The organism is Streptomyces sp. C (assembly GCF_000158895.1).
GTDB classification, from domain to species: Bacteria; Actinomycetota; Actinomycetes; order Streptomycetales; family Streptomycetaceae; genus Streptomyces; species Streptomyces racemochromogenes.
The window spans coordinates 264,728-273,718 of record NZ_GG657750.1 but is presented as its reverse complement, the minus strand read 5'-3'; the positions used below and the strand labels follow the sequence as shown (position 1 = coordinate 273,718).

Sequence of the window (8,991 nt, the reverse complement as noted above, 5' to 3'; positions counted from 1 at the left end):
GACGCCGAAGACGCGCCACCAGCTGCCCTTCACCAGGGCGGCCGAAACGCCGCAGCGCGGCCACGGGGCGGAGGTCCTCGAACACCGCCGCGGCGGGCGCGAGGCTGAACCGGACGGCGAGCCAGACCGCCACGGGCATCCAGCAGAGGACCGCCAGGATCAGCAGGAACACGCCGGCCGGCGTTCCGGAGAAAATCACAGGCCATGATCGTCAACGGGATGCCGATCGCGTAGATCAGGACGGCGGGCCCGCCCGCGATCAGCCCGGTCAGAAAGACGGCGCCGAGCACCGAAGACAGCCGGGACCAGGTGCGGCGCCACATGTCACGGAAGGTCGCGGTGCGGCCGAGCACGGCCTCCTGCACCACCGCGGGGCACAGCGCGCCGATCGCCGCGGTGCCCAGCAGCATCACGAGCAGCAGGAGGACGCCGCCCGGCAGCAGGGCCAGGAACACGGTCGCCACATCAGAGCTGTCCGCGTGCGAATCCGAGTCGACGGCGAAGACCTCGGAGAAGCTGCTGCTCGCCGCCGCGACACCGATCACCACGGCCGCCGTCACCAGCAGGAAGCCGACGCCCTGCACCGCGAGCATGACGCCGACCAGCGGCTTCCAGTACTGGCGGAAGGCCTTGAAGGCGCCGCCGACCATCTCGCCCGGGCCGAGCGGCCGCAGGGGTATGACCCCCGGCTGCGGGGGCGGCTGGATCCAGCCGCCTCCCCACTGCGGCCCGTACTGCTGCGGGTGTTGTCCCCATCCCGCGTTGTGCGACATCACTGTTCCCCCTCTTGACCTGGAGGAACACGGTATCCCCTCGCACCCCGGAGCGGGGTGCGAGGGGCCCGGGATCAGGTGTTGATGCAGGTGTTGGCGGCCGCCGGGTTGAGCACGCCGATGATGTTGACGGTGTTGCCGCACACGTTGATCGGGATGTGGATCGGTACCTGGACGACGTTGCCGGACAGCACGCCCGGGGAGCCGATGGCGACGCCTTCGGCGTGGGCGTCGGCGACGGCGGTGCCGCCGGCGCCGAGGATGCCGGCCGCGGCCAGGACGGTGGCGGCGATCGCAGTTCGAATACGCATGTCACTCCAGAGTCGATGACGGAACGTCGAGACGTCGAAGCAGGATCACACCGCCTCGGGGGGCTTCCCGCCCGGCATTCACCTGACCAACGGCGTGTTACGGCCCGGGGGGTGACCGGAGCCGCCCGAACGGGTGCCGGGGAGGCGGGGGAGGGCCGCCTCGGGCCAAGGCCGTTGTGTCACGTGTCACGTGTGGCGCCTTTGGGCCCCGGGCCCGCCCCGCGGCCACGATGGGGGCCATGGAGATAGGCATCGCACTGCCCCAGTACGGCACTCACGCGCAGGCCGCCCGCATCGCCGGCTTCGCGCGCGACGCGGAGCACGCCGGGTTCGACTCGCTCTGGGTGGGGGACCGGTCGCTGACCCCGGTCGAGCCCAGCGACATCTACCCGGGCCACACGCCCGAGAACCCGTACCCGCCCGAGTACCGGACCTTCCTCGACCCGCTCACCGTCCTGACCGTCGCCGCCACCGCGACCCACCGCGCCCGCCTCGGCACGAGCACCCTCAACGCGCCCTGGTACCCGCCCCTGTTGCTTGCGCGCACCCTCACCTCGCTGGACCAGGTGAGCGGCGGCAGGCTGGACGCCGGCTTCGGGATCGGCTGGCTGCGCGACGAACACACCGCCGTCAACGCCGACTTCCACCGGCGCGGCGAAAGGCTCGACGAGATCCTCGACGTCCTCCAGGGCATCTGGACCGAGGAGGAGTTCGGGCACGAGGGCACCCACTGGCGCATCCCGCGCGCCCACGTCGGCCTGCGCCCGGTCCAGCGGCCGCACCCGCCCGTCTACTTGGGCGGCTTCTCACCCGCCGCGATGCGCCGGGTCGGCCGCCGCGCGGACGGCTGGGTCGGCGCCGTCCTGCCGGCCGCGGCACTCGCCGGACTCTGGGCCGTGGCCCGGCGGGCCGCCGAGGACGCCGGCCGCGACCCCGACGCCCTGCGCCGCAACATCCGCTTCAACGCCAAGCCCGGCACCTCGTACGAGGAGATCGCGGCGGTCCTCGCGGGCCTCCGGGAGACGGGCACCGACAGCTGCTTCGTCGACTTCAGCAGTGCGTTCGGGAACCGGACGAGGCGCTGGAGCTCGGCACCAAGGTCCTGGACCTCGTACGCGCGGGGTAGGGCGGCGTACGGGCACGCGGCCGGCGGTGCGTGGCACCCGGCCGCGTGCCGTATAGTTGATCTCGAGCCCGCCGCCGCGGAACACGGCGAACGGGACGATGCGTTGGTGGTCCAAGGAAAGACACCCCACTTCCCGTGGGGGAATGCAGGTGCAAGGCCTGCCCAGCGCTCGAACGAAGGCCCCGGACTCCTCTCGGAGACCGGGGCCTTCCTGCTGCGCCGGCCGACGCGCGGTGCCCCCGGCCGCGGTCAGACCTCTCCCCGCCAGGCGCCCGTCTCGAAGCCGCGCCCCTCGATGAACAGCTTGAACCGCTTCAGGTCCCCGGCGACCTGGCGCTTGACGAAGCCGAGCTTGTCGGCGGCCGTCTCCGCCAGCCCGTCGGGCACCCAGTTCATGCGCAGGACGACCTTGGTGGTGCTCGCGTCGATGGGCTGGAAGGTGACCAGCCCGGCCTGACGGGCCTCGCCGTCCACCGTCATCCACGCGACGCGCTGGTCCGGGAGCTGCTCGGTGATCCGCGCGTCGAACTCGCGCTGCACCCCGTTGACGTTCGTCACCCAGTGCGTGAGGGTGTCCGACCGCTGCTCGACGCGCTCGACCCCCTCCATGAAGGCGGGGAAGTCCTCGAACTGCGTCCACTGGTTGTAGGCCGTACGCAGGGGGACGTTGACCTCGACGTACTCCTCGACGTGCGACATGTGACCCCTTCCGTGTCCCCGGCAGCCCCGCACCCCTTGGTGCCGGTCGCTGCGGCCGGGCGTTCACGGGCCCCGCTACCCCCCTTCGCGGTGCACATGCGCCGCCGCCCGGCCGGAGGCGCGAGGGTGTCGGCGGTCCTCGCCGGGGCAGGGGGGTGGGGGTCCGGGGCGTCGCCGTCCGACCGTCCACACCGCAGAGGAGCCGCATTTGAACGCCGCCGTCCGCCCGTTGATCGTCCTGGGAGCCGCGATACTCCTGACCGCCCTCGCCGGCTGGGCCGTCGACCTGGTGCTGCGCCGGGCCGACGCGCGACACCCCGAGACGCCCCTGTGGCACGCGCTGCGCCGCTGCCGGTCCGCCTTCCGGATCGTGCTCCTGGCCGCGCTGCTCAGAGGCGCCCACCGGCAGACCGCGTGGCGCCCGCTCCAGGAGCACGAGGCCGTCGTCGGCCGGGCCCTCTCGCTCGCCCTGATCGGGGCCGGCGCCTGGCTGATCGTCGGCGTGACCTCGGCCGTCGTCGAGTCCGGCTACGCCCGCTACGCGACCGGCACCCGCGACCCGGCCCGGGTGCGCCGGGTCCGCACCCAGGTGTCGCTGATCATGCGGGTCGTGACCGCCGTCGTGGCCGTCGTCGCGGCCGCGGCGATGCTCCTGACCTTCCCGAGCTTCCGCGCGCTGGGCACCTCCGTGCTCGCCTCCGCCGGGATCATCGGCATCGTCGCGGGCGTCGCCGCGCAGTCCACGCTGGGGAACCTCTTCGCCGGGTTCCAGATCGCCTTCGGGGACATGGTGCGCATCGGGGACACCGTCGTGGTCGCGGGCGAATGGGGCGTGGTGGAGGACATCACGCTGACGTTCCTCGCCGTCCGGACCTGGGACGAGCGCCGGATCACCATGCCCGTCTCGTACTTCACCACCCGCCCCTTCGAGAACTGGTCCCGGGGCGGCGTCCAGATGACCGGAACCGTCTTCCTCCACTGTGACCACGGCGCGCCCGTGGACCTCATCCGCGGCAAGGTGCGCGAGATCCTGGACGGGTGCCCGGAGTGGGACGGGCGCGGCTGGGACGTCGCCGTCACCGAGACGACGCCCTCGGCCATGGTGGTGCGCGCGATCGTCACGGCCAAGGACGCCGACGACCTGTGGACGGTCCGCTGCGCGGTGCGGGAGCAGCTGGTCGCGTGGCTCTCGGAGAAGCACCCGGAGGCCCTGCCCCGCGTCCTGCACGCACCGCCGCCCGAACTCAGGCCGGGTAGGTGAAGGAGCCCAGGGGCGGGGCGGCGAGGATCGCGGTGCCGGCGCCGGGGCGTGCGGTGAAGGCGCGGGCCTCGGCGGCCCGCCGGCGCCGCGTGTCCCGGTCGTCGGCGTGCCAGGCGTCGCGCCGCGCGTGGGAGTGGTCCCACGTGTCGTCGATGAGGCTGAGGGCGGTGTTGCCCGAGCTGCGCCCGAATTCCGCCTTCACGGCGGCCTGTTGGAGCGCGGTCTGGGTGGCGGCGAGGTCGATGCGGGTGATCAGGACGCCCGGGGTGTCCGGTTCCCGGGTCGGCATGGGGGCCTGGGGGAGGAGCGACACCCCGGTGTCGAGGCGGTCGATGTTGTCGACCGTCGCGTCCCGGGCTTCCCGTACCGCGGTCCACATCTCCCGGTGCAGCCAGAAGAACTCGTCGAGGTCGCCCTCGGTGAGGCGTATCCGCTGGTACAGGGCGCGGAAGCGGGGATCGTGGTGCAGCGGGAGGACGGGGCCGGCGTGCAGGGCCACGCAGTCGTTGAACCCGGCCGTCACGGCGGCGTCGAGGTGGTGGAGGACCGGCTCCGCCTGCCCGCGCGTGAGGGCGATGCCGGCGAGGCCCGCGTGGCCCGCGGCCACGAGCCAGGTGCCGGCGGGGCCGAGGGCCGTGGCCCGCGCGATGACGTCCTGGAGCCCCGCGGCGACGTCGACACGCAGCGGGACGCCGAAGAGGCCGCTCGCGAGCGACGAGAGGAGGTCCTGCGGCGGCGGCGCCTGCGCGGCGGCGCTGTCGGACAGGTGCGCCACCAGCAGCTCGTGCATTTCTGGCGGCCATTTGAGGTGACGGTGTCGGCTATGTTATTTCCTCGGACGTCGGTGGTGAAGATCGGCGTGGTGCGGCTCCAAGCATCGCCGACGACCCTCGCGACGGCGACCGGTCCCGGCCGCTCCGATTTCCCACGCCCCGTCATCTCGCCCGCGACGAAAGGCGTACTGACATTCCGTCATCGCGCTGCTGACGGCTCCGGCGACTACGTCCAGGGCTGGATGGCCAGGGCCCAGATCCCCCACATCGGTACGGACACCAGCGCGGCGAGCCCGCCCCGCCGGCACCGCTTCAGCCGCCGGCCGGCCCGCTCGGTCAGCCGCCCGCGCCGCAGCGCCGACCTCGCGGTCCCGTGCGCGGCCTCGCGCACCGCGCAGAGCGCGGAGGGGAAGGCGGCCAGGGTCACCACGAACCAGCCGGTGACCGGATTCCGGGGCAGGAACACACCGCCCACGACCACGGCGACCGTGATCAGGAACCAGGACGCGGCCTGGAAGCCCAGCAGGGAAACCGCCCGGTCCCAGACGGGTTCGGCCCGCCCGGTGATCCTGCCGGGCCGGGCGCGCTCGACCGCGCCCAGGGCCTCCTCCCACTGCGTGAGGGACGCCGCGACCGCCGCGCCGTCCCCGCGTTCGACGACCAGCAGCGGGCCGAAGGCGATCAGGCGCTCGGCCCTTCGGACGGGGCTCTTCGACGGGTGGTTCGGCGTGCTGCTCATCCCACGGCTTCCGGTTCGGCTTCGGTTGCGAGCATGATGCCGTGCCCGGCCCCCGCCGGCCCACCGGGGGTCAGCGGAAGGCGGGGGCGGTGCGGGCGGCCCACTGCGCGAAGGTGCGCGGCGCCCGGCCCAGGACCCGCTCGACGTCCGGGCTCGTCACCAGCTCGGCGGGCAGGGGGCGGCCAAGGATGGCGAGGGTGCCCTCCACCACCGGCTCGGGCATGAAGGCCAGCATCTGGGCGCGGGCCTCGGCCGGGGTCTGCTCGATGAACCGCACGGGCGCGCCGAGGGCCTCGCCGATCGCCGCCGCGCGCTCGCGAGGCGTGACCCGGGCGGGTCCGGTGAGGTCGTACGTACGGCCCGCGTGGCCGCCCCGGATGAGGACGGCCGCCGCGACCTCGGCCACGTCCGCCGGGTCGACCGTGGGCAGTCCGACGTCGCCGAACGGCGCGGAGGCCGTCCGCTCCGCGCGGATCGATCCGGCCCAGGCGAAGGCGTTCGAGTTCAGCCCGCCGGAGCGCAGGACCGTCCATTCGAGGCCCGAGTCCCGTACGGCCTCCTCGAAGGCCACGGGGTGGCGGTAGACCTCCGGACGGCTCCCGGCGCCCTGCGAGGAGAGGAGTACGACACGCCGCACGCCGGCGGCCCGGGCGAGGCCGAGGACACCCCGCGGGTCCTCCCCGGCGACCAGCAGGAACAGCGCCTCGGCCCCCGCGAGGGCGGGTTCGAGGGCCTGCGGATCGCCCAGGTCGGCCCGGACGTGCCGCACGCCTTCGGGCAGCCGTCCCGGACGCCGGGAGACGCCGGTGACCCGCTCTCCGGCCCCGACGAGTATCCGCACGAGCTCCTGGCCGACGTTCCCCGTGGCACCCGTTACGACGATCATGAGGACTCCTTGTGAGAGTTAGTTGGCTGACTGAGAGGAAACCTAACCCACGCCGCGGCGCCGCGTCCAGAGTCAGTCGGACAACTGACTTGATGAGCTGCGGAGTCGGGTGCCGCGGACCCGTACGGGGGAACGGGCGGCGCGGGGCGGCTCCCGCGCGGTCAGGATCGGGGCATGGGCTTCCTCCTGCCGGTCCTCTTCGCGCTGTTCGCCGCGTTCAGCAACGCCCTCGCCACGGTCCTCCAGCGGCGGGCCTCGCTCACCGTGCCGCAGAGCGACGGCTTCCGGTTCGGCCTCGTCCTCGACCTGCTCCGGCGGCCGCTGTGGATCGCCGGGATCCTGGCGGTGATCGCGGCCGGGGTCGGCCAGGCCCTCGCCCTGGCCACGGGCGCGCTGGCCCTCGTACAGCCCCTGTTCGTACTGGAGCTGCCGCTCGCCCTGCTCATCGCCTCGCTCATGGCCCGCAGCCCGCTGCCGGGCGCGCTCTGGCTCGCCGTCGCGGGAGTGGTGGCCGGGCTCGGGATCGTGCTGGTGGCCGCCGCGCCCGCCGGCAACCGGACCCACGTCCCCTTCGACCGCTGGGCCCTGGCCCTCGCCGCCTGCGCGGCGGCAGTGGCCGTACTGGCCGCCACCGGACTGCGGCGGCCGCCCGGCCGGACACGGGCCGGATGCCTCGGCGCGGCCACCGCCGTCTGCTACGCGCTCACGGCCGCGCTGATGAAGTCCGCCGTGCACCTCCTCCAGGACGGCGGCATCGGCGCGTTCCTGACGGCCTGGGAGACCTACGCCTTCGGAGCCGTCGGCGTCTGCGCCCTGCTGCTCCTGGAACACGCCATGCAGGGCGGCCCGCTGGTCGCCTCGCAGCCCGCACTGACCCTCGGCGACGCCGGCGTCAGCATCGCCCTGGGCGTCCTGCTGTACGAGGAGCACCTGCGGGCCCACTGGTGGCTGCTCCCGCAGCTCCTGGGCCTCGCCCTGATCTGCACCGGCGTCCTGGTCCTGGCCCGGACCGAGGACCCGGCGGAGCCCTCCGCACCCCGATGAGCCGCCGCCCGGGCCCGGCCGGTCAACCGTTCAAGATCCGCTAGGGTGTTCGACGTTCGCGGCGGGTTGCTCCCGCCGCGGGAAGCACGCGCAGCACCCCGGGGGACGAGAAGTGAGCACGACCAGGCCGCAGCTGGAGCGCGAGGAGTCCGAAGGACCCTTCGGCGCGATGAACGAGTTCTTCCGCACCGTGATGGGCGACCACGCCCCCGGACCGGACGAACGGCCCGACGACCGGCTCATAGGCGCCCTGCAGGTCATCCGCACCCTCCTCGGCATGATCGCCGCCGTCTGGATCGTCCTGGCCTACCCCCTGAGCTCGGGCCGGCAGGACTTCGTCATCGGCAAGCTCGTCGAACTCGGCCTCGCCTGCGGCATCCTGCTGGTGGGGAGCATCCTCGGCATAGGCGCCTTCCTCATCGCCGGCACCCCGGACCGGCGCCGCGCCTTCGCCCGCCGCCTGTTCGGGCCGATCGTCTGCATGCTCGCGCTCGCCCTGGGCCCGGCGCTCGTCTGGCTCTCCCTCACCACCGTCAGGGGCGACCTCGCGAGCGGCACCGACGTGGTGGACTTCTTCTCCGGCATCTTCGGCCGCGGCATCCTGTGCTCCCTGGTCAGCTTCATCGTCGCGGCCGTCGGCTGGCTGCTCGCCCTCGTCCTGCTGATCGCCTCGATCCCGTACACGGTCCTCGCCGCCTACGTCTGCGTGGCCTCCTGCTTCCGCGCCTCGGACGTCCACCAGCTGCTCCCGGCCCTGCTGTCGCCGCTGCTGGTGTGGTCGCTGTTCGCCTTCCAGCTCTTCAACGGCCCCGACGTCGCCGCGCCCCCGGAGGTGCTCTACACCTTCCTGCTCGGCGGCCCCCTCTCCGTCACCGCGCTCTCCGCCTGGGAGGTGTGGCGCCTGCGCCGCCGCTACGGGATCACCCTGCGCGGAGCACTGGGCCGCTGACCCGCCGGCCGTCGAGCGCCCGCCACGCAGAGTCACCCCTGCGGCCGCCCGGGACAACCGCGCCGTACGGGGCAGACGTCCCCCAGGGAGCGCACCGGCGCTCCGGGACCGGAGAGGTGGCCATGCAGTCGACTTCTGGAGGGACCCGGGTCCAGGACGGCGCACCGCGCACCGGGATCGTCGCCGCGGCACGCGCGGGACTGGCCACACGCGGGGTCCTGTACGTCCTGGTCGGCGCGATCGCCCTGCGCATCGCCTTCGGGGAAGACACCGGACGGCAGGCGGACCGGCAGGGAGCGCTCGCCGGGCTGGCGGGCGGCCCCCTGGGCCGGGTGATGATCTGGGCCGTCGGCATCGGCCTGGTCGGGATGACCCTGTGGCGGCTCTCGGAGGCGGCCTTCGGCGGCGCCGGGCCCGACCGTCACAAGGC

At 73.7% G+C, this 8,991-nt stretch carries 10 protein-coding genes and 1 pseudogene; 5 read left to right on the top strand and 6 right to left on the bottom strand.

Annotated features, from left to right (window positions below):
* Positions 1-29: 29 nt before the first annotated feature.
* On the bottom strand, positions 30-650 hold the full coding sequence (locus SSNG_RS01455) for a hypothetical protein (RefSeq protein ID WP_129593272.1): 621 nt from the start codon (positions 648-650) through the stop codon (positions 30-32).
* Positions 651-847: 197 nt separating this feature from the next.
* Complete coding sequence (locus SSNG_RS01450) at positions 848-1,084, bottom strand: chaplin (protein WP_007262001.1); 237 nt, start codon at positions 1,082-1,084, stop codon at positions 848-850.
* A gap of 230 nt (positions 1,085-1,314) precedes the next feature.
* On the opposite strand from SSNG_RS01450, the pseudogene SSNG_RS01445 reads away from it, so the two are divergent.
* A pseudogene (locus tag SSNG_RS01445) lies at positions 1,315-2,073 on the top strand (TIGR03619 family F420-dependent LLM class oxidoreductase); the annotation flags it as partial.
* Between the two features lie 386 nt (positions 2,074-2,459).
* Here SSNG_RS01445 and SSNG_RS01440 read toward each other — a convergent pair.
* On the bottom strand, positions 2,460-2,909 hold the full coding sequence (locus tag SSNG_RS01440; RefSeq protein WP_007261999.1) for an SRPBCC family protein: 450 nt from the start codon (positions 2,907-2,909) through the stop codon (positions 2,460-2,462).
* 208 nt (positions 2,910-3,117) lie between these two features.
* Here SSNG_RS01440 and SSNG_RS01435 point away from each other — a divergent pair, with 208 nt between their 5' ends.
* Positions 3,118-4,170, top strand: a complete 1,053-nt coding sequence (locus SSNG_RS01435; protein ID WP_007261998.1) for a mechanosensitive ion channel domain-containing protein — start codon at positions 3,118-3,120, stop codon at positions 4,168-4,170.
* On the opposite strand, the gene SSNG_RS01430 is transcribed toward SSNG_RS01435, so the two are convergent.
* The 3 genes from SSNG_RS01430 to SSNG_RS01420 all read right to left on the bottom strand — a co-directional run bounded on the left by SSNG_RS01430 (position 4,154) and on the right by SSNG_RS01420 (position 6,568).
* The gene (locus SSNG_RS01430; protein ID WP_007261997.1) at positions 4,154-4,960 is read right to left on the bottom strand and encodes a hypothetical protein; all 807 of its coding nucleotides are present in this window, start codon (positions 4,958-4,960) and stop codon (positions 4,154-4,156) included. The genes SSNG_RS01435 and SSNG_RS01430 overlap by 17 nt on opposite strands.
* Positions 4,961-5,169: 209 nt before the next feature.
* Positions 5,170-5,682, bottom strand: coding sequence for a hypothetical protein (locus SSNG_RS01425; protein ID WP_007261996.1), 513 nt, complete (start codon positions 5,680-5,682; stop codon positions 5,170-5,172).
* 70 nt (positions 5,683-5,752) lie between these two features.
* On the bottom strand, positions 5,753-6,568 hold the full coding sequence (locus SSNG_RS01420) for an NAD(P)H-binding protein (RefSeq protein ID WP_007261995.1): 816 nt from the start codon (positions 6,566-6,568) through the stop codon (positions 5,753-5,755).
* 174 nt (positions 6,569-6,742) lie between these two features.
* Here SSNG_RS01420 and SSNG_RS01415 point away from each other — a divergent pair, with 174 nt between their 5' ends.
* The 3 genes from SSNG_RS01415 to SSNG_RS01405 all read left to right on the top strand — a co-directional run.
* On the top strand, positions 6,743-7,612 hold the full coding sequence (locus SSNG_RS01415) for a DMT family transporter (protein ID WP_007261994.1): 870 nt from the start codon (positions 6,743-6,745) through the stop codon (positions 7,610-7,612).
* Between the two features lie 112 nt (positions 7,613-7,724).
* Positions 7,725-8,561 carry a hypothetical protein gene (locus tag SSNG_RS37645; RefSeq protein ID WP_007261993.1) on the top strand — a complete coding sequence of 279 codons (837 nt, stop codon included), beginning with the start codon at positions 7,725-7,727 and terminating at the stop codon, positions 8,559-8,561.
* Between the two features lie 122 nt (positions 8,562-8,683).
* Positions 8,684-8,991, top strand: a 308-nt coding sequence (locus SSNG_RS01405; protein ID WP_042802723.1) for a DUF1206 domain-containing protein, incomplete at its 3' end; no start/stop codon positions are given.